General features: G+C 40.0%; 16 protein-coding genes. 11 read left to right on the top strand and 5 right to left on the bottom strand.

The annotated features are described in order from the left end of the window. Positions 1 to 11: 11 nt before the first annotated feature. Complete coding sequence (locus tag ACO6UW_RS04430) at positions 12 to 1,310, bottom strand: MFS transporter (protein WP_000371869.1); 1,299 nt, start codon at positions 1,308 to 1,310, stop codon at positions 12 to 14. Between the two features lie 234 nt (positions 1,311 to 1,544). Between ACO6UW_RS04430 and def the strand changes: the two genes are divergently transcribed. Both def and ACO6UW_RS04420 read left to right on the top strand, forming a co-directional pair. Beyond that, complete coding sequence (def, locus tag ACO6UW_RS04425) at positions 1,545 to 2,027, top strand: peptide deformylase (protein ID WP_057062648.1); 483 nt, start codon at positions 1,545 to 1,547, stop codon at positions 2,025 to 2,027. Positions 2,028 to 2,205: 178 nt separating this feature from the next. Next, positions 2,206 to 3,528 (top strand): glutaminase, encoded by a 1,323-nt coding sequence (locus ACO6UW_RS04420; protein ID WP_057062649.1) that lies wholly within the window; start codon positions 2,206 to 2,208, stop codon positions 3,526 to 3,528. On the opposite strand, the gene ACO6UW_RS04415 is transcribed toward ACO6UW_RS04420, so the two are convergent. Further along, positions 3,495 to 4,283: an AraC family transcriptional regulator gene (locus tag ACO6UW_RS04415; protein WP_057062650.1), complete on the bottom strand. Its 789-nt coding sequence runs from the start codon at positions 4,281 to 4,283 to the stop codon at positions 3,495 to 3,497. The genes ACO6UW_RS04420 and ACO6UW_RS04415 overlap by 34 nt on opposite strands. 106 nt (positions 4,284 to 4,389) lie before the next feature. Here ACO6UW_RS04415 and ACO6UW_RS04410 point away from each other — a divergent pair, with 106 nt between their 5' ends. Next, the gene (locus ACO6UW_RS04410; protein WP_348891805.1) at positions 4,390 to 5,610 is read left to right on the top strand and encodes an MFS transporter; all 1,221 of its coding nucleotides are present in this window, start codon (positions 4,390 to 4,392) and stop codon (positions 5,608 to 5,610) included. A gap of 67 nt (positions 5,611 to 5,677) precedes the next feature. Here ACO6UW_RS04410 and ACO6UW_RS04405 read toward each other — a convergent pair whose 3' ends face one another. After that, the gene (locus ACO6UW_RS04405; RefSeq protein WP_057062652.1) at positions 5,678 to 6,823 is read right to left on the bottom strand and encodes an aldose epimerase family protein; all 1,146 of its coding nucleotides are present in this window, start codon (positions 6,821 to 6,823) and stop codon (positions 5,678 to 5,680) included. A 192-nt stretch (positions 6,824 to 7,015) separates the two neighbouring features. Here ACO6UW_RS04405 and ACO6UW_RS04400 point away from each other — a divergent pair, with 192 nt between their 5' ends. Continuing rightward, positions 7,016 to 7,462, top strand: coding sequence for a hypothetical protein (locus tag ACO6UW_RS04400; protein WP_057062653.1), 447 nt, complete (start codon positions 7,016 to 7,018; stop codon positions 7,460 to 7,462). Between the two features lie 11 nt (positions 7,463 to 7,473). Here the strand turns inward: ACO6UW_RS04400 and ACO6UW_RS04395 are convergent, their stop codons facing one another. Then, positions 7,474 to 8,349: a LysR substrate-binding domain-containing protein gene (locus ACO6UW_RS04395; RefSeq protein ID WP_081037658.1), complete on the bottom strand. Its 876-nt coding sequence runs from the start codon at positions 8,347 to 8,349 to the stop codon at positions 7,474 to 7,476. A gap of 184 nt (positions 8,350 to 8,533) precedes the next feature. On the opposite strand from ACO6UW_RS04395, the gene ACO6UW_RS04390 reads away from it, so the two are divergent. The 5 genes from ACO6UW_RS04390 (at position 8,534) to ACO6UW_RS04370 (ending at position 13,472) form a co-directional block, all read left to right on the top strand. Further along, positions 8,534 to 9,283, top strand: coding sequence for an SDR family NAD(P)-dependent oxidoreductase (locus ACO6UW_RS04390; RefSeq protein ID WP_000926501.1), 750 nt, complete (start codon positions 8,534 to 8,536; stop codon positions 9,281 to 9,283). A 78-nt stretch (positions 9,284 to 9,361) separates the two neighbouring features. Next, positions 9,362 to 10,663 (top strand): MFS transporter, encoded by a 1,302-nt coding sequence (locus ACO6UW_RS04385; protein WP_031962927.1) that lies wholly within the window; start codon positions 9,362 to 9,364, stop codon positions 10,661 to 10,663. A gap of 19 nt (positions 10,664 to 10,682) precedes the next feature. Then, a complete protein-coding gene (locus ACO6UW_RS04380) occupies positions 10,683 to 11,528 on the top strand; it encodes a transketolase (RefSeq protein WP_081037659.1) in 846 nt (281 codons plus the stop codon). 10 nt (positions 11,529 to 11,538) lie between these two features. Next, positions 11,539 to 12,543 carry a transketolase family protein gene (locus ACO6UW_RS04375; RefSeq protein WP_057062655.1) on the top strand — a complete coding sequence of 335 codons (1,005 nt, stop codon included), beginning with the start codon at positions 11,539 to 11,541 and terminating at the stop codon, positions 12,541 to 12,543. 329 nt (positions 12,544 to 12,872) lie between these two features. Then, positions 12,873 to 13,472, top strand: a complete 600-nt coding sequence (locus tag ACO6UW_RS04370) for a hypothetical protein (RefSeq protein ID WP_057062129.1) — start codon at positions 12,873 to 12,875, stop codon at positions 13,470 to 13,472. A gap of 79 nt (positions 13,473 to 13,551) precedes the next feature. On the opposite strand, the gene metH is transcribed toward ACO6UW_RS04370, so the two are convergent. Beyond that, positions 13,552 to 17,238 (bottom strand): methionine synthase, encoded by a 3,687-nt coding sequence (gene metH, locus ACO6UW_RS04365; RefSeq protein WP_057062130.1) that lies wholly within the window; start codon positions 17,236 to 17,238, stop codon positions 13,552 to 13,554. A 464-nt stretch (positions 17,239 to 17,702) separates the two neighbouring features. Between metH and ACO6UW_RS04360 the strand changes: the two genes are divergently transcribed. Both ACO6UW_RS04360 and ACO6UW_RS04355 read left to right on the top strand, forming a co-directional pair. Then, positions 17,703 to 19,334: an inorganic phosphate transporter gene (locus ACO6UW_RS04360; protein WP_005070664.1), complete on the top strand. Its 1,632-nt coding sequence runs from the start codon at positions 17,703 to 17,705 to the stop codon at positions 19,332 to 19,334. Between the two features lie 165 nt (positions 19,335 to 19,499). Then, on the top strand, positions 19,500 to 20,834 hold the full coding sequence (locus ACO6UW_RS04355; protein ID WP_057062131.1) for a D-serine ammonia-lyase: 1,335 nt from the start codon (positions 19,500 to 19,502) through the stop codon (positions 20,832 to 20,834). Positions 20,835 to 20,875: the final 41 nt, after the last annotated feature.

The following is a 20,875-nucleotide window of genomic DNA, read 5'->3' as shown; positions in this document are numbered from 1 at the left end:
AGTGAAAATTTTTAATACCTGTTTTTTTCAAACTTATTCCAAAATACAAAGGCAGTCACAAAGGCCAAAATGGTTAGCGCGAAAATATAATACATCGCACCAATATCACTATATTGACTGAGCCAATGCACTAAAGGCAGGGTCATACCGCCAACAATCGCATATGACAAATTATATGAAAATGAAATGCCCGAGAAGCGAACAGGCGCGGGGAACATTTTAACCATACTGCTCGACACCATGCCGACAGTACCAGAGCATAGACCCAACAACATATATAAACCAAAAATGGTTGAATGGGCGGCATGTCCTAAACTGTTATAAAAAACTGCTGCTGTGAGTGCCACGGCAAGCGCACCGACCATCATGACTTTGCCACAGCCAAAACGGTCAGCAAAATAGCCAGCCAAAATACAACCCACCATTTGCATAACAATGGCTGCACTTTGCATTTCAAAAGTCTGCGCGCGCTCAAAGCCAAATGAACCAATCAATAAATTGGGCATGGCTAAAATCACCACCACCACGCAGCCCGTTAAAAACCACGTAAATAACATACCAATCGCAACGGCTGTTTTATGCGTTTTTAAGACTTGTTTTACAGGCATTTCTTTTGAGATTTCTTTACGAGCCTGCATGGCTTTAAACACAGGCGTTTCTTTTAAATAAGTTCGTAAATAAAGTGCAACCAAACCAAAAATACCACCTGCAATGAAAGGAATACGCCATGCCCAGTCATGGATTTGTCCTTCACTAAAATTCAGTGAAATCCATAAAGACATGAGCGCGCCTAGTAAAATTCCTAAAGACAGCCCAGCGGTGAGTAACCCATTTGCCAGTCCGATTTTTCTTTCAGGTACATGTTCAGACACAAAGGTCCATGCGGCTGGAATTTCCCCCCCAATTGCAATACCTTGTACTACACGCATGAGTAATAAAAGTAGCGGTGCCAAATACCCAATATTTTCAAAAGTTGGCAAAATCCCGATAAACAAGGTAGGCAGTGCCATCAGTAAAATAGAAAGCGAAAATAACTTTTTACGCCCGACCAAGTCACCAAAATGGGCCATGACGACCCCGCCTAAGGGCCTAAAAAAGTAACCTGCCGCAAAAATACCGTAAGTATTAAGCATGGCCCAAAACGGACTAAGTGTGCTGGGGAAAAAGAGGTCGGAAATGATTTTGGCGTAAAATACATAAATCACAAAATCATAAAACTCTAAAGCTCCACCCAATGAAGAAAGGGCGAGGGTTCGTTTATCTTCTTTATTAAGATAGTTCGCATCCTGCAAAGTTAATTCCTGATCCATTTTTTACTTAATTGTTGTAATTGAAGTTTGGATATTAATGGAAAAGTGAAGTAAAAGTAAATGGAGGAAATTTGTTCTATATAGCAACGTCGATTGGACTTGCTCTGATCAAAAAGCTTTAAAACAAAAAACGCTTTAGATGAAACAAAAACAGTTGTAGGAATGACTTTTCTTTTGAGTCGTTCAGCGACACAATAAAACTTGTCATAGCCAGTTTAATGAGAGATTCAAAGGATGAGTGTAGTTCTACCTGTCGCGAAGCGTGGCGAAGATATTTTAAAACTAATTGCGGCTCCCGTTTCGGTAAATGAGTTAAACAGTAATTGGCTTTATCAGCTTGCTGGCGCTATGCATGCAACAATGCTTGAGCGTAATGGAGTAGGGATTGCCGCACCGCAAATTTATATCTCTAAACGTGTCATTATTGTGGCATCTCGACCAAACCCGCGTTATCCAGATGCACCTGAAATGGATGCGGTAGTAATGGTAAATCCTGAGATATTAGAGTTCTCAAAAGAAGTTTGTTTAGGTGAAGAAGGCTGCTTAAGTGTGCCAGACGAACGTGGACAAGTTGAACGCGCAGAAATGGTTAAGGTGAAATATTTAACACTTCAGGGCGAGACGGTGGAAACAATTTTTCATGGTTTTCCTGCTCGTATTGTTCAACATGAGGTCGATCATTTAAATGGGATCTTGTTTGTAGAAAGAATAAGCTAATCTTCAGTTTAAAGTTTTGAAAAACCTATAATGAGCTTGAAAAGGGTAAGTCATCGGAATTACAATACTTATAGCGTGATATTTAAATCATTACAAAAGATATAATTTTAATATTATCAGCAGGTTGTGCTGAAATTTTGCGCGATGTTGTAAATCTCCTCATTTAAGGTTACTGACCATGCAAACCCCTCTCCCAGATTATTTGGCAAATGTTATAGAAGCCTGTGACATCGATAACAGCGGTCATCTCGCCGATTATATTCCTGAGTTGGCAAATGCAAACCCAAATCGATTAGCTTTAGCAATGTCTACGGTAGATGGTGAAATTTATTCGGTCGGTGATGATGATGTTGAATTCACCATACAATCAATTTCTAAACCTTTTGTATATGCCTATGTTTTACAACAGCTTGGCATTGATGCAGTACTTGCGAAAGTAGGGGTAGAGCCTTCTGGTGAAGCCTTCAATGAAATTTCATTAGGTAAAGACGGACGTCCGAAAAACCCGATGATCAACTCTGGCGCAATTACTGTACATTCCTTGATTCAGGTCAAGCATGGTTTACATAGCGCAGAAATTCTACGCCGTTTTATGAGCGAGCTTGCTGGTCGTGAATTAAGTTTTGATGAGTCTGTTTATGATTCGGAAGTCAAAACAGCCTACCGTAATCTTTCGATCGGTTATATGTTGCGAACGGTGGGGATTTTGGAAACTGACCCTGTCGATATTGTGAATGGTTACATTCGTCAATGTGCAATCATGGTTACAGTTAAAGACTTGGTACGTATGGGCAGTGTACTTGCTAATGGCGGGGTCGATCCTAGAACTGGAAAGCGCCTATTAAACCGATCTGTAGTTAGACAAGTCCTCAGTGTCATGATGAGCTGTGGTATGTACGATGCAGCGGGTGACTGGCTTTCAACTGTAGGTATTCCTGCTAAAAGTGGTGTAGCAGGCGGTATCTTGGGTGTGCTACCGGGGCAGGTCAGTATTGCTGCTTTTTCACCTCGACTAGATGAGCATGGTCATAGTGTCCGAGGAATCGATATTTTAGAACGATTATCTCGTGATATGGGATTACATCTCATGGAAGGTACACCTTCTGCCCAGACCATTGTACAAAGTCATTACCGCACAGGAAAAGATGCATCATTAAGTGTGTATGTACTTCGGGGTGTATTGAAATTTACCGAAGCTGAAATGTTGTTGCGTATTTTACAAGACGAGACAACTGACCAAAGCACGATCGTTATTGATTTAACCCAGATTTCACTTATCCACGATGTGGGTAAACGTATGTTTTTAGAAGGCGTAGATCGTCTGATTGATGATGGCCATACTCTTGTTTTAGTCGACCCTGAACAGCGCCTAGATCATGCCAGAACTGGTAAAGATCGAGAACTGCATGTCTATCATGATTTCGATGATTTGCTTGAAAAGCATGAGATCCCTGCAAAAAAAAAGACTTATAGCGACATCGCAGCACTTCTAAACTGCTGAGGTGTTTTACCTAGATGTCGCTTAAACATCGCACTGAACGCGCTGGGGTTAGTATACCCCAGTGACTCTGAAATTTGAGCAATAAATTCGCCATTCGCAATTTTACTCAAGGCAAGTGCAATATGCATTTGCTGTACCCATGCCCGATATGACAGCCCAGTTTCTTTTTGGAACATACGCATTAACGTTCTAGAACTGGCACCAATATCATCAGCCCAATCTGTTAAATCTTTTGAACTGTCAGGCGTATGTAATAACTCTTGGCAAATTTTTAAGAGTCTTTTGTCTTTCGGCCACGGAATCTGAATGGGCAACAAATTGGCCCGATGAATTTCTTCAAAAATCAAAATTTGTAAAGAACGGGAAAGCTCTTGAGAGGTTGCTGTATTTGGAGTTTCCTCACGTTCAATTTCATTTAAACGAATCAAAAGCTCATGCAACAGATTGCTTACCCGAATAATAAAACAATGTTGTCCCATTAAAGCTGCTGCATTTACTTCAACCAATGCCGTATTTAACTTCACGTGACTCAGTGAAATCACGCTGTGCTCTACATGTGCTGGAATCCATAAGGCACACATGGGTGGAACAATCCAAACATGATTAGGTGTAAAAACCTGAATAGTTCCAGTAGAGGCATATAAAAACTGCGCACGTGTATGCGTATGTGTAGGCGTGATTTCTCGGTAAGAATGCTCAGAAGAGAGTCCAATTACTAGTTCAGACAAATCGGACTGAATAAGAGAATCGGACATAAAATATTCTAAAAATTGTCACTTATACGATGATTATTGGAAGATAACTTTATAAGCGACAATTTACAATAAGCATCTCATTTAAAAATATTGGAGTTTTTCAGGTATGACGTCTTCAATACAATTGAAAGATGGTATTGCCAATACCGTTGCAAATGATCAGCCTCAAGGAATGATTATTAAAATTGTAGGCGCCGTGGCAGTCGCACATTTACTGAATGATTTAATTCAGGCGGTGCTACCAGCCATCTATCCAATGCTAAAAGCAAACTTTTCGCTGAGTTTTGCGGAGGTTGGCCTAATCTCGTTTGTATACCAGATTACAGGTTCACTGCTACAGCCTTGGATTGGACTTTATACCGATAAACATCCAAAACCATATCTTCTACCACTCGGAATGGTTGTCACATTCTGCGGCATTATCTTGTTAGCATTTTCACCAAGTTTTGCTGTGTTGTTATGTGCATCTGCGTTGATTGGGGTAGGGTCTGCAACCTTTCATCCAGAAGCTTCACGTGTGGCACGAATGGCATCGGGCGGGTGCTTCGGTACAGCGCAGTCGACTTTTCAGGTGGGCGGAAACACCGGTACAGCCATTGGTCCATTGTTGGCAGCTTTACTAATTGTCCCGTTTGGACAGCATGCAGTTGCGGGCTTAGTGATATTTGCACTTTTAGCGATTTGGGTTTTATTTGGGGTAAGCCGTTGGACTGTGAGCCATGCTAAAAATCAGGTAGCTGCACGTGCAACTCAAGCACATACTAAATTGCATGGTCGTAAGCTGATTATTGCTTTGAGCACAATTAGTGTATTGATGTTTGCCAAATTTACCTACATTGCCAGCATTAGTAACTACTTTACTTTTTACTTAATTCAAAAGTTCCATATCAGTATTCAAACAGCTCAGTTGCATTTGTTTGCCTTTTTGGCAACCGTTGCTTTAGGTACATTTGCAGGCGGCCCAATAGGAGACAAAATTGGCCGTAAAGCTGTGATCTGGGTTTCATTTATTGGTATGGCACCGTTTGCATTAATGATGCCGTATGCAAACTTATTCTGGACAACAGTTTTCTCAATTATTGCAGGTTTGGTGTTGTCGTCTGCTTTTGCAGCAATGGTGGTTTACGCACAAGAAGCTGTTCCGGGCCGTGTAGGCATGATTGCAGGTTTAATGTTCGGTCTGATGTTTGGTGTCAGTGGTATTGCCGCAGCTGGCTTAGGGCATTTAGCGGATATTAACGGCATTGAATGGGTATTTGGTTTATGTTCATTGTTGCCATTACTTGGTTTTGCAACCGCATTTTTACCCGACACAAAAGTTAAATAAATGAAAAGACTCTCAGCCATATTCAGCTGAGAGTCTTTTTAATATGAACATAACCTCATTAAAAAGACTATTTTTGAACACCAAACTTAAATACGGTAACACTGTTATAAGTTTGATTTGGATTTAAACGTGTAGAAGGGAAGGATGGTTGATTTGGGCTATCTGGAAAATGCTGTGTTTCTAATGCTAGTGCGTCTGCTTGTCGGTAGAGTACGCCATTTGCGCCAACAACATTTCCTAATAAATGATTGGCTGTATACATTTGGACACTTGGTTCAGTCGTTAAGACTTGCATGGTCCGTTTAGATTTTGGATCAACCACACTAGCTGCAAGATTGAGTTTCCCTTGAGACTTTTGATTAATTACCCAAGTTTGGTCATAGCCATATCCATAGGCCAATTGCTGATTATTTGCTCGGATATCTTTTACGATTGCTTTAGGCGTTCGAAAATCAAAAGGTGTACCTGCAACTGAAGCAATTTCACCTGTTGGTAAAGAGTTTTGATCGGTTACCAATATACGGTCTGCATTAAGTTGTACCACATGATCTAGTACGCCATAAGGATTGTTCCCAGCGCCTGATAAGTTGAAATAACTGTGGTTGGTAAGGTTGACGACTGTAGGCTGATCAGTTTTGGCTTTATATTCAATCTTGAATTCATTTTGATCTGAAAGACTGTAGATCACTTCTACATCTAATTTTCCGGGAAAACCTTGATCTCCATTTGGACTGGTCAAATTAAGAGAAGCTTTAACGGTTTCACCTTTAGAAACGAGGGGCTTAACTTGCCAAACACGTTTATCAAAACCGGGATTACCGCTATGTAATGAATTCGGCCCATTATTTTTTTCAAGGTTATACGTTTTTCCATCTAAGCTAAATTTACCATTACCAATCCGGTTCGCATAACGACCAATTAATCCGCCAAAATGAATACCTTCCTTAGTATCAGTGACTTCATAGCCTTTTAGATCATCAAAACCTAAAACGATATTATTTTGTTTACCTTGGGCATCGGGAGTCAAAATTTGTGTAATTACACCACCGAAGCTAATAAAAGAAACTGAGACTCCTTTGTTATTGCTCATGGTGTATAGATCAACTTTTTGACCATCTTGAGTTGTGCCATATGGCTTTACATTTATCGTTGCTGCATTTGCAAGTTGTGCAACGCTATAAATCGTAACACCTAAAATTACTAATTTTTTCATGTTTATACTCTATTTTTTAATAGTAAGGCTGGATGAATATAAGATTGATTTTTCATCTTTTTAAAGAGGTTTTTATTATATGTAGTGTTAATAATAATCGATTAGTTAATGTTAAATATTGGAAAAACTGGTTCAATTTACGCTTATAAAGAAGCTAATCTTATGAGCAAAATTCGACGATAAGCTATTTTTATGAATCATCCCGACTCGGTTTTAAAATTTTCACTTGGTCTTAATGGCTTGTCATTTGACATAGACAACCAACGCATCCAACTCGAACAGGGCTTGGGTTTTGTTGATTCAAGAAGTATTAGTCATGGTGTAATTGATGGACTTGCTATCGAAAAGATGATTTATTTCATTGAAGAAATCATCGAGTCAAAACCCCTCAGAAATCTAAATATAAGTGGTGTAGCTGTTACATCTGATGCAGTCATGACACAACTCAGTGAGTTATTTTTCAGTGCTAAAAAACAAATCAGTCGCATTGAGCTTGAACATGGGTTTAATGATTTTATTGAACGTTTGAGCTATTACATAAACCAAGTGGCTCCAGATCAGCTTTATATTTTTACCTACTTTGTATTTGTTCGAGAGATGATGCATCACTTAAGAATTGAGCAAATTCAAATCATTTAAGAAATGACTTCTCAATCCGCTAACTCATCATGAATCCAGTTTAAAAACAGCTCAATTTTAGGAATAAATTGGTGGGTTCGTGGATATACCAAATGATGAGCAGAGATAGGAATCGATAGCTCATCTGCAAAAACTCTAACTAATTTTCCAGATTCCAAATAATTTTGAGTAAGCAAATTACTCTCTAAAACAAAACCTAGTCCATGTGTAGCTGCTTCAAGTGACATATAAGAGCGGTCAAAACTCAAAGTGTAGGGAAACTCAGGAATGCTTAAACCCTGATGGGCAAACCATTGGGGCCAAGTAACTAAAGTTGAACGCGATAAAATCAGTTCTTTCTTTAATAAATCTTGAGGTTTATTTACTGGACTACGTTCAAGTAGCTTAGGAGATGCAAGTACTTCTAGTTTTTCATTACGAATCGTTCTGATTTCTACCCCTGTCCAGTTGGGCAAACCGTGACGAATATCAATGTCGATCTTGTCGCGGGTAAAGTGTAAATTTTCATAAGAACATGACAAGTTGACCTGAATCATTGGAAATTTTTCTTTAAATGATTCGAGGCGAGGGAGCAACCAAAGCAAACCAAAACTTGGAGATGAGTGAATATATAGACTGTCTTTCGGGCTTTTATCAGCAGCTTTTTCAGTTGCTAACATCAGGTTATGCAAAATGGTGGTGACATCTTGAAAATAGCGTTCGCCAGAAGGGGTAAGCGTCACACCACGAGCACCACGAATAAATAAACTCTGCCCAATCATTTCTTCAAGCTTAGCAATTTGATGACTTACTGCTGAAGGGGTGAGATTCAAATGCTCGGCTGCCTTGGCAACATTGCCGAAACGGGCAGTTTGTTCAAAAGCCTGTAATGTTTTAATTGAGGGCATCTGGTTGAAATTGTTTTCACTGCTATCCATGAAATGATCCGTTTTTATCCCTAAAACTTATTTGAAAATAGCATAGGCATGAATTTTTTTCATGTCTTGTTGAATTCGAGATGATTGCTGGGCTTTGTGAAAAAAGAGATTCTAAGTCAGAACTCAGGAAATAAAGCGTAAAAGAGGATTGAATATGTTACTACAAGGAAAAGTGGCATTAATTACCGGTGCAGCATCAGAACGTGGAATTGGGCGAGCAACCGCAGAAATCTTTGCACAACAGGGTGCCAAAGTCATTATTGTTGATTTAGATCTTGCTCAAAGCCAAAACGCTGCAAAAGCGCTTGGTGAAGGACATTTAGGCCTTGCTGCAAACGTTGCGAACGAAGAACAGGTCAAAGTAGCTGTTGAACAAGCACTACAGCACTATGGCAAGATTGATATTTTAATTAACAATGCTGGTATTACTCAGCCAGTTAAAACCCTTGATATTCAACGTAATGACTATGACCGTATTTTAGATGTCAGCCTCCGCGGAACATTGATTATGTCGCAAGCGGTTATTCCATCTATGAAGGCAAATGGCGGTGGAAGCATTGTGTGCCTATCTTCAGTTTCAGCACAACGCGGCGGTGGTATTTTTGGCGGGCCACACTATAGCGCTGCCAAAGCAGGCGTGTTAGGTCTGGCAAAAGCGATGGCTCGTGAGTTTGGTGGTGACCAGATTCGTGTAAATTCTCTTACTCCAGGTCTAATTCAGACTGATATTACTGGCGGTTTAATGAATGATGACCGTCGTCATGACATTTTGGCAGGTATTCCTCTCGGCCGCTTAGGTAAAGCACAAGATGTTGCAAATGCAGCATTATTTTTGGCAAGTGATCTGTCAGCTTACTTAACTGGTGTCACACTCGATGTAAATGGTGGCATGCTGATTCATTAATCGCTCACTATTTCAAAACTAAAAATAGAATGATGGTCACAAGAGGATACTGTGGCCAAATGTAAAGGGATTCGCATGATGGATACAGTATTTTCATCTGAAGTAGATACAACGATTCGTAAATCGGCGTATCGAAAAATTGCATTTCGGCTCATGCCATTTTTAATGCTTTGTTATTTTTGTGCCTATTTAGATCGAGTAAACGTGGGTTTTGCCAAGCTCCAAATGATGAGCGATTTACAGTTTAGTGAAGCTGTATATGGTCTAGGCGCAGGGATTTTCTTTATTGGTTATTTTCTTTGTGAAGTACCAAGTAACATCGTACTTCACAAGGTAGGTGCGAGACGTTGGATTGCCCGAATCATGATTACATGGGGCATTTTGTCAGGTTGTTTTGCTTTTGTTCAAACCGAATGGCAATTTTACACCTTACGTTTTTTGCTTGGTGTTGCTGAAGCTGGACTAGCTCCGGGTTTGTTGCTCTACCTCACTTATTGGTTTCCATCTTACCGCCGTGCACGCATGACCGTACTTTGGTTTATCGCGATTCCAATTTCAGGAATGATTGGTGGACCACTTTCAGGCTTAATCATGGACCGAATGAGCGGCGTACATGGCTGGTTTGGATGGCAGTGGATGTTTGTAATTGAAGCCATTCCTACTGTACTTGTTGGCCTGCTTGTACTTGCTGTTTTAAAAGATTCAGTTCAAGACGCCAACTGGTTAACCCAAGATGAAAAGAACTTGGTGAAGCAAGAGCTTGCTCAGGATAACCAGCACAAAGAAGGTCATGCTAGCGTTAAAGAGTTCATCGCAGATAAACGCTTATGGCTACTGGCAGGTATTTACTTTTGTGTCGTGATGGGGCAATACGCCATTACATTTTGGCTACCAACTCTTATTCGTAATTCGGGCATTAGTGATAACTGGCATATCGGTTTGCTCACCAGTCTGCCTTATATGTGTGCCATTGTGGTCATGATTTTGGCAGGGCGTAGCGGTGACCATTTCCAAGAACGCCGCTGGCACTTAATTATTCCGATGTGTGCAGGCGCTATAGCACTCACATTTGCGACTTTATTCGCTTCAAATCTAACACTCTCTTTAATTTGCCTTTGCATCGCAGCCTCAGGTGTGCTGACGGCATCCTCTTTATTCTGGATGTTACCGACCAACTTTTTGGGTGGTGTTTCCGCAGCGGCAGGTATTGCAGCAGTGAATAGCTTCGCCAATCTTGCAGGATTTTGCTCACCTTATTTAATCGGTTGGGTCACTACCAACACAGGTTCAAATGCAATCGGCATGTTCTTAATCACAGCAGTATTAATTTTCGGTGCCAGTCTGGTTCTGCGTGTTCCGGCAAAACTGGTCAATCGTTAATAAGGAATAGTAAATGACAATGTTAAATGTTGATAAAGCAGGCCAAATTGCCGAGTTGCAACAACGTGCCTACCACATTCGCCAACATGCTTTACGTATGGGGCAAGTACAAGGTCAAGGCTATGTTGGACAAGCTTTAGGTGCAGCAGATCTACTGGCAGTATCTTATTTCCATGCCATGAAATATCAGCCTAAAAACCCTGAATGGGAAGGCCGTGACCGTTTTTATCTTTCTATTGGGCATTATGCAATTGCACTTTATGCAGCCTTAATTGAAGCAAAAATTATTCCGCTTGAAGAACTTGAAACTTATGGAGCAGATGACAGTCGGTTACCAATGTCGGGCATGGCTTCTTACACACCGGGTATGGAAATTACAGGTGGTTCATTGGGGCATGGTCTTGGAATTGCAGTCGGTGCTTGTTTAGGGCTAAAACAGAAAAAGTCGGATGCTTTTGTTTATAACTTACTGTCCGATGGAGAGCTAAATGAAGGCTCAACATGGGAGGCAGTGATGTCTGCTTCGCATTGGAAACTAGATAACTTGATTGCGATTATTGATGTGAATAATCAGCAGGCAGATGGGCACTCCAGCGAAATTTTAGCGTTTGAGCCAATTGTTGATCGTTGGCAGTCATTTGGTTGGTACACCCAACGCGTAGATGGTAATGACGTGGAAGCTTTACTTACGGCATTCGATCAGGCACGAAACCATGAGGGAGCATGCCCAAGAGTCATTATTTGTGACACAAAAATGGGTAAAGGCGTGTCGTTCTTGGAAAGCCGCGAAAAAACACATTTCATTCGTGTTGATGAACATGAATGGGACGATGCTTTAAATATTTTGACCCACTACGGACAGTAAGGAATACACCATGAGCCAGTTAGCCAATCCCCCTAAGAAAAAACTAACCACTTCGGCAATGATTGCTTCTATTGCTGCGGAGGGTCAACCAACCAAACCAGCACCATTTGGACATGCACTGAATGCCTTGGCAAAAGAGCGTGACGATATCGTAGGTTTGTCAGCAGATTTATCAAAATATACAGACCTACATATTTTTGCCAAAGAAAACCCAGACAAGTTTTTCCAAATGGGCATGGCAGAACAACTTTTGATGAGCGCAGCAGCAGGACTTGCTCGTGAAGGATTTATTCCTTTTGCGACGACCTATGCCGTGTTTGCATCACGCCGCGCCTATGACTTTATTTGTATGGCAATTGCAGAAGATAACCTGAATGTCAAAATTGTGGCAGCACTTCCAGGGTTAACCACGGGTTATGGCCCAAGTCATCAGGCAACAGATGATATTGCAATTTTCCGTGCTATGCCGAACTTGATGGTCATCGATCCATGTGATGCCTTAGAAATCGAACAGGCGATTCCTCAGATTGCCGCGCATAATGGGCCTGTATATATGCGTTTATTGCGTGGTCAGGTTCCGTTAGTGCTCGATAAATACAACTACCAGTTTAAATTGGGTAAGGCACAGGTGATTAACCCCGGTAAAGATTTACTCATTATTTCCACTGGTCTATTGACTATGCGTGCGCTTGAGGCAGCCGAAGAGCTTGAAAAAGAGGGCATTGAGGTCTCAGTGCTGCATGTGCCTACGATTAAGCCTTTAGATGAACAAACTATTTTGGCCGAAGTCGCTAAAGGTGGGCGACCTGTTTTAACTGCCGAAAATCACTCAGTCATTGGTGGGTTAGGCGAAGCAGTTGGCTCACTACTTTTAAAAAATGGGCAACATCATCGTTTTGACATGATTGGTTTGCCAGATGCATTTTTAGATGCAGGGGCATTGCCCACTTTGCATGATCGGTATGGTATTTCAACTGAAGCAGTTAAAGAGAAGATTAAGTCACATTTGAAGTAGATTAATTTCTGTTTAGGATGGAATCCAAAATAGATTATTTAAAATCTCCTAATATTAAAAGTTGGGGGATTTTTTGTTTAAATTCAATAATAAAATATAATAGGTAGCTAAGAATATTTAAAATTTTAATTTTAACAGGGTTGAGGTGAATTTTATTTTTATTTAATGTATATTTGTTTGTTAAATATAAATAGAATTTTCAAAATATTAAATATTTATAGGGTTGAGTGGAGTATGTAGGATTGTTTTATATATATTCTATTATTAAAATAAAATTTTTTATGGTATAAAATTTTATTTTTATAATTATATTAAATGAGGGCGGTCTATTGAGTTTAATTAAAAATTTATGTATTTTATTATTAAGTTTTTTATTGGCATCATGCTTATATTCTCCATATACTAAGCCAGATGCAATTTATGTATTTAGTGCTGTCACCAAAACTCCAGAAGGTGTTGTATTTTTTAATAAAAATAAACGTCATCAAGGAATGATTTTTTATAAAAAATCATTATCACTCCTATATAATCTTGGATTATTTTCTAAACTTAATTTTAATTTTAGAGGTTGTTCAGAGTATGTTGAAATTACAAGATGTGTGTGGTCTGCGGATATTGTATTAAATCATTCGGAGGCTGCAAGTTATGGAAGCTTGTTATTGAATGATTATTGGGAAGTAGAAGATAAAGATGGACTATTTTATATACATACTATAGATGCCGCCAAACGGTTTAAACGATTATTAAATACAAACCAGTCTTATATTAAATTTTTTTATACGGCTCCAGATGGAAATTCTGAGAATGTTGGTAGATTTGTATCTACCAAGAATATAAAAAATAATTATATTGAAATTATACCTCAGAAAGTTTTAATTTTTAAAAAACCTAGCAGGGTTAGTCGCATACTTCATGTCGATATGAGATAAACATAAAGTAAGAGTTCAATTAAGTTAAATAAATCCATTCATTCCAGAACAAGCGGGAATGAATGGATTTATTTTGATTTTAAACAATCGAATCATCTAAATTCGGCGCTAACCAACGTTTCGCTTCATCTAGTGTCCAGCCTTTACGTTTTGCATAATCTTCAAGTTGGTCTTGTGAGATTTTACCCACGTTAAAGTATTCACTTTGTGGATGAGAATAATAGAAACCACTCACCGAAGATGGTGGCATCATTGCAAAGTGTTCAGTCAGTTTAGTACCGATTTTGTCGGTAGATCCTAACCAGTCGAACAACACCGCTTTTTCAGAGTGCTCTGGGCAAGCAGGGTAACCCGGTGCAGGGCGAATACCGACATATTTCTCTTTAATCAGTTCTTCATTGCTAAGCTGTTCATCCGCTTTATAGCCCCAGAACTCTTTACGAATGCGTTCATGTAAGTGTTCGGCAAAAGCTTCAGCAAAACGGTCTGCCAATGACTGAACTAAAATTGCAGAGTAGTCATCACCTTTAGCTTTGTATTCATTTGCCAGTTCTTCTGCACCAAAAATCGATACAGTGAATCCGCCTAAGTAGTCTTGTTGCTCACGGTCATTACGAATGTAATCTGCCAAAGACAAGTTCTGTTTACCTGTCACTTTGTCAGATTGTTGACGTAAGTGCTCAAAAGTATGCGTAACATTTTGACCAGCTTCATCAAATACGCTCACTGTGTCAGCGTTAGTGCGCTGTGCAGGGAACATACCAAATACAGCACGGGCATCAAAACGGTTGTTGTCGATAATATCTTTCAACATTGCTTGAGCTTGGTTGTACAAATCTGTTGCAGCTTCCCCAACCACTTCATCTTCTAAAATTTTCGGGAATTTACCTGCCAAGCTCCAAGAAATGAAGAATGGTGTCCAGTCAAAATACTCGACGAGTGTAGCAAGCGGGTAGTTCGTTAAAACTTGTGTTCCCAAAAGGTTTGGTTTTGGTGGTACATAACTTTCGTCAATTTTAAAACCGTTTTCAACTGACTCGGTATAAGTCAATTTTGCAGCTTTTGGCTGTTTGTTGGCTAAGCGCTCACGGATCTTGGCATATTCAGCACGGTGCTCTGCAATAAAGTTCCCACGCATTTCTTTCGAAAGTAATGTTGTTGCGACACCCACAGCACGTGAAGCATCTGCAACATAAATCACCGCATCGTTTTGGTACTGAGGGTCAATTTTTACTGCTGTATGTGCTTTTGAAGTTGTTGCACCACCAATCAATAAAGGAATGTTAAAACCTTTACGTTGCATTTCTTTTGCAACAAATACCATCTCATCTAAAGACGGTGTGATCAGACCTGACAAACCGATGATGTCACATTTTTCATCAATTGCAGTTTGCAAGATTTTCTCGCAAGGTACCATTACGCCAAGATCAACAATGTCATAACCATTACAGCCGAGTACTACGCCTACGATATTTTTACCAATATCGTGTACGTCGCCTTTAACAGTTGCCATCAGGACTTTACCTTTAGATTGGCTACCTGTTTTTTCAGCTTCAATGTACGGGTTGAGCCAAGCCACAGCTTGCTTCATAACACGTGCAGATTTCACAACTTGTGGTAAGAACATTTTGCCCGAACCGAACAAGTCACCAACCACGTTCATACCGTCCATCAAAGCGCCTTCGATTACATCTAAAGGACGTTTAGCTTTGAGGCGAGCTTCTTCGGTATCTTCATCAATGTAAGTGGTAATACCTTTAACTAACGCATATTCAAGACGTTTTTCTACAGATTCATTACGCCATTCAAGGTTCTCAGCTTCTTTTGTAGCGCCGCCTTGTCCGCGGTATTTTTCAGCTACTTCAAGTAGTTTCTCGGTTGCGGCCTGACCAGACTCACCTTGGTTTTGGTTTAAGATGACATCTTCAACCGCTTCTTTTAACTCGGCTGGAATATCATCATAAATTGCCATTTGGCCGGCATTCACAATACCCATGGTCATGCCTTGCTTGATGGCATGGTACAAGAACACAGAGTGAATGGCTTCACGAACAGGCTCGTTACCGCGGAACGAGAATGAAACGTTCGATACGCCACCAGAAATCATAGCGTGCGGTAAGTTTTGTTTAATCCAACCTGTGGCCTCAATGAAATCGACGCCATAATTGTTGTGTTCTTCAATACCTGTTGCTACTGCAAATACGTTTGGGTCAAAAATAATATCTTCAGCAGGGAAGCCGACATCATTAACCAAAACATCATAAGAACGTTTACAGATTTCACGTTTACGTTCAGCAGTGTCGGCCTGACCTTTTTCATCAAATGCCATGACAATAATCGCAGCACCATATTGACGGCACAGGCGAGCTTTTTCTACAAACTCGTCATAACCTTCTTTTAAAGAAATCGAGTTAACAACGGGTTTACCTTGTACGCATTTTAAGCCAGCTTCAATGATTTCCCATTTTGATGAGTCAATCATGATTGGTACACGTGAAATATCTGGCTCAGAAGCTACAAGGTTTAAGAAATGCACCATCGCATTTTGCGAATCGAGCATCCCTTCATCCATGTTAATGTCGATAATCTGTGCGCCAGCTTCAACTTGTTGCTGTGCAACTTCTAAAGCTTCAGCAAAGTTTTCTTCACGAATTAAGCGTAAGAATTTTTTTGAACCTGTAACGTTAGTACGTTCACCCACGTTCACGAAAAGTGAGTCATCATAAATATTAAATGGTTCTAAACCACTCAAACGACACGCAGGTACAGTTTCAGGAACTTGACGAGGCGCAATATCTTTTACCGCATTGGCAATCGCGCGGATATGGTCAGGTGTTGTACCACAGCAACCACCAGTAATATTAATTAAGCCGCTTTCTGCAAATTCTTTTAAGAATGCTGCCGTTTGTTCTGGCGTTTCGTCATATTCACCAAAAGCGTTTGGTAAGCCCGCATTTGGGTGCGCTGAAACAAACGTATCTGCGACATCGGAAATAGTTTTTACGTGAGGACGCATGGCATCTGCACCAAGCGCACAGTTAAAACCAATCGATAGCAAGTCGCCATGACGTACAGAGTTCCAGAACGCTTCCGCAGTTTGACCTGTTAAGGTACGACCCGATGCATCGGTAATGGTCCCTGAAATCATGATTGGTAATTCGCGACCAATTTGTTTAAAGACTTCTTTAACCGCAAAAATCGCAGCTTTACAATTTAATGTATCAAATACGGTTTCAATCAAAATGATATCTGCACCGCCTTCGATCAGCGCATGCGTCGCTTCAATATAGTTTTCTTTTAACTCATCAAAAGTAATGTTACGAAAGGCAGGGTCATTTACATTCGGTGAAATGGAACAAGTACGCGATGTTGGTCCAAGCACACCTGCTACAAAACGCGGTTTATCTGGAGTCGAATACTTTTCACAAGCTGCTTTGGCTAAACGTGCTGCTTCACGGTTAATCTCTGGAACAAGATCTTCCATGTGGTAATCAGACATAGAAACACGCGTGCCGTTAAAGCTGTTGGTTTCAATAATGTCTGCACCAGCATCAAGATAAGCTTCATGAATACCTTGAATGATTTGAGGCTGGGTCAGAACCAAAAGGTCATTGTTACCTTTTAAGTCATGTGCCCAATCGGCAAAACGCTCACCACGGTAGTCTGCTTCTTCCAATTTATGGCGTTGGATCATAGTTCCCATTGCACCATCAATAATCAGAATGCGTTTAGCAAGAAGCGCTTTTAGGGTGGCAAGCGTAGACATAGAAAACCCCGATCTTTTATATGAATTTAAAAATGCGGCGCTATTGTAACAGAATAGTTGCGCAATTGATGACCTATAACGACCCATCATTCACTGTAATAGATTCATTAAAAATCGGCTTTTATGACAAATGAAGACTGTTTTTTCATCAAATATTCATAAAATGATCATGATATTGAAATATTTCATCTCCAATATTCGGTTTTATGACAGTTGTTGTGTTTAAAAAGTAGACGTTTAGGTAATTTTTTAGATATTTTTGCTTCAAAAATAGTCATAAAATAGATGGGTGGGGACTTATGTAAATTATTGTATTTAAATAAAAAAATAAAAATCATAGAGGAAAGGTGCATCAAATGAGGTCAAAATGTGAAAAATTGACTTCATCAGGCGCCGCTTTGTCATATAATTGTCATAATTTAATTTAAGAATACAGAGGATTTTTTTATCCTCTTACCGTCTGCATGAATTCTAATCTACCCCCTGTTTCGGATTCAAAACTTGCGGCAAACCTGCAAGTCAAATCGACGAATGTACATGTCCCGACACCTAAATTTTTTATGCCGGTGTTTCTGACGATTATTGTTGCAACACTTATTTATATTGGATTTCAGGTGAGTGCTGATTTAGCGCATGTACCACCTTTGAGTCTTTATTCAGTTATTCTTTTATCAACTGCACTCTTGATTGCTTTAGGCTTTGAGTTTGTAAATGGCTTCCACGATACTGCAAATGCAGTGGCAACAGTAATTTACACCAATGCTTTACCAGCACCGGTTGCAGTCATGTGGGCTGGTTTTTGTAATTTTCTTGGGGTAATGGTTGCAAGCGGCGCAGTCGCTTACGGCATTATTGCATTGTTGCCTGTTGAATTGATCATGAATATGGGTAGTGGTGCAGGTTTCGCAATGGTTTTTGCATTGCTTATTGCTGCAATTCTCTGGAACTTAGGTACTTGGTTCTTGGGTATTCCTGCTTCTAGCTCTCATACCTTGATTGGTTCAATCTTGGGTGTGGGCATTATGAACCATCTATTGAGTGCATCGACTGGCGTAACGACCAGTGGTGTTGATATGGATCAGGTGATTAAAGTCGGTAAGGCATTATTATTTTCACCTTTAATTGGTTTCGCTTTTGCAGCGATTGTATTCTTGTTGGTTAAAACTATTTTTAAACGCCAATTAGAATTATTCCAGCCACCTGAAGGGAATAAACCACCACCAGCAATCATTCGTGCAATCTTGATCTTTACCTGTACAGGTGTGAGTTTTGCACATGGTTCGAATGACGGTCAAAAGGGTATGGGACTCATCATGCTGATTTTGGTTGGTCTGGTGCCGTTGGCTTATTCATTAAATAAAAATCTTGATACTCAGCAAGTTCAATCATTCCATCAGCTTTCTTCTCAAACTGCCGTATTTTTGAATCAAAATCAGCCAGAATTAACCGATGAAAAAGCACGTGTTATTCTGACTAAATATATTCAAACTAAACAGCAAACTCCAGAAGTCGTGCCTGCATTGGCAAGTATGACTGATCACTTGGGTGAGCGAGTTTCTAGCTATAGCAACTTAAAAGATATTCCTGAAGCTGCAATTAGCGAAATTCGTAATGACATGTATTTAAGCACCACGACATTTAAGCGTTTGGATAAAGCAGATGCTTTACCAAAAATGGATGACTCACAGAAAAAGCTTGTGAAAGAATACCGTAGTAGCTTAGATTCATTCTTACAATACATTCCGACTTGGGTAAAAGTGGCTGTTGCTTTAGCACTTGGTCTAGGCACAATGGTGGGTTGGAAACGTATCGTTGTGACTGTAGGTGAGCGTATTGGTAAGCATCACATGACTTATGGTCAAGGGATGTCTGCTGAGCTTGTTGCAATGAGTACAATTGCAGCTGCTGATGGTTTAGGTATGCCAGTTTCAACAACACACGTTTTAAACAGTGCTGTTGCGGGTACGATGGTCGCGAATAAATCAGGTTTAAACTTTAATACTGTGAAGACAATACTCTCTGCATGGGTATTTACTCTTCCTGCAACAATCTGCTTGTCAGGTGGTTTGTACTGGTTATTCTTACAGTTTGTATAAAAGTATTTAAAAAATTAAAGCCACTGTTCACAGTGGCTTTTTTATTTGTTTAGTTTTTAAAGTTGAGACTATTTTTCATGTACATTCATCTATAAATTAATAAGTTGTTATAGGTCATCAAACAGCTTTATACGCTGGGCTTAAAATTTTATATCAGGATATATTATGAATGCGGTTCAAATACATCAGCTAAAACAACAATTTCCACTTATTGAAACACTCCAAGCCTATCAAGAAACATTTTGGTTTACACCTCATCGATATCCTTTAAAAGAAGCTTTAGAAAAAGTTGGACTAACCGCTAAGGATGTAAGTGAAGCAGAAGCAAGACTAGCGCGTTTCGCACCTTATTTGGCAAAAGTATTTCCTGAAACTCAAACACAACATGGAAAAATTGAATCAGATATTGTTGAAATTGCTCATATGCAACAAGCACTTTCTTCAGCAAAACAAGTACAGCTTAACGGAACATTCTGGCTGAAAAAGGATAGTCATCTACCAATTTCAGGCTCTATCAAAGCGCGTGGTGGCATTTATGAAGTGCTCACACATGCTGAAAAACTTGCCATGCAGGCAGGGTTACTCAAACCAGAAGATGATTATAGTAAATTAGATCAAGATTCATTTAGAGCATTCTTTTCTAAGTATCAAATTGCAGTAGGTTCTACAGGCAACCTTGGGCTTTCTATTGGTATTATGAGCGCCAAACTCGGCTTTAGAGTCACTGTTCATATGTCGGCTGATGCTAGACAGTGGAAAAAAGACAAACTACGTTCACTCGGCGTCAACGTTGTGGAATATGCGAGTGATTACGGAGTAGCTGTTGAAGAGGGACGTAAAGCCGCAGAGCAAGATCCACACTGCTTTTTCATTGATGATGAAAACTCAACAACATTATTTTTAGGTTATGCCGTTGCAGGAATACGCCTAAAACAGCAATTTGAGCAAAACCAAATTAAAGTCGATGCTGAACACCCATTATTTGTGTATTTGCCGTGTGGCGTCGGTGGTGGCCCAGGTGGGGTGAGTTTTGGACTAAAACTGGCTTTTGGTGAGCATGTACATTGTATCTTTGCAGAACCCACACATTCGCCGTGCATGTTACTTGGTGTCCACACAGGTTTGCATGATCAGATTTCAGTTAATGACATTGGCATTGATAACGTTACTGCGGCAGACGGACTTGCGGTAGGGCGTGCTTCAGGTTTTGTCGGGCGTGCTATGCAACAGTTAATTGATGGCTATTACACCATTCACGATGAACGTTTATATGAGCTCATTGCGCTTTTAAATCAAACTGAGAATATTCAGCTTGAGCCTTCTGCAGTAGCAGGCATGATGGGGCCATATTATGTACAGACGAGTCCTGATTATGTGGCTTTACACCAGTTTACAGCTGAGCAGTTGCAACAGGCAAATCATGTAATATGGGCTACCGGGGGTGGCATGGTGCCACCTGATGAAATGCAAAAATATCTATCGCACTTTCAATTTAAATAAGAACACATTAGAAAAAAGCCCAATTCTAGGATTGGGCTTTA

It is taken from the genome of Acinetobacter sp. JADD-222, from assembly GCF_049310645.1.
Note: the sequence above shows the minus strand (reverse complement) of the source record. Positions and strands in the feature narration are given on the sequence as shown.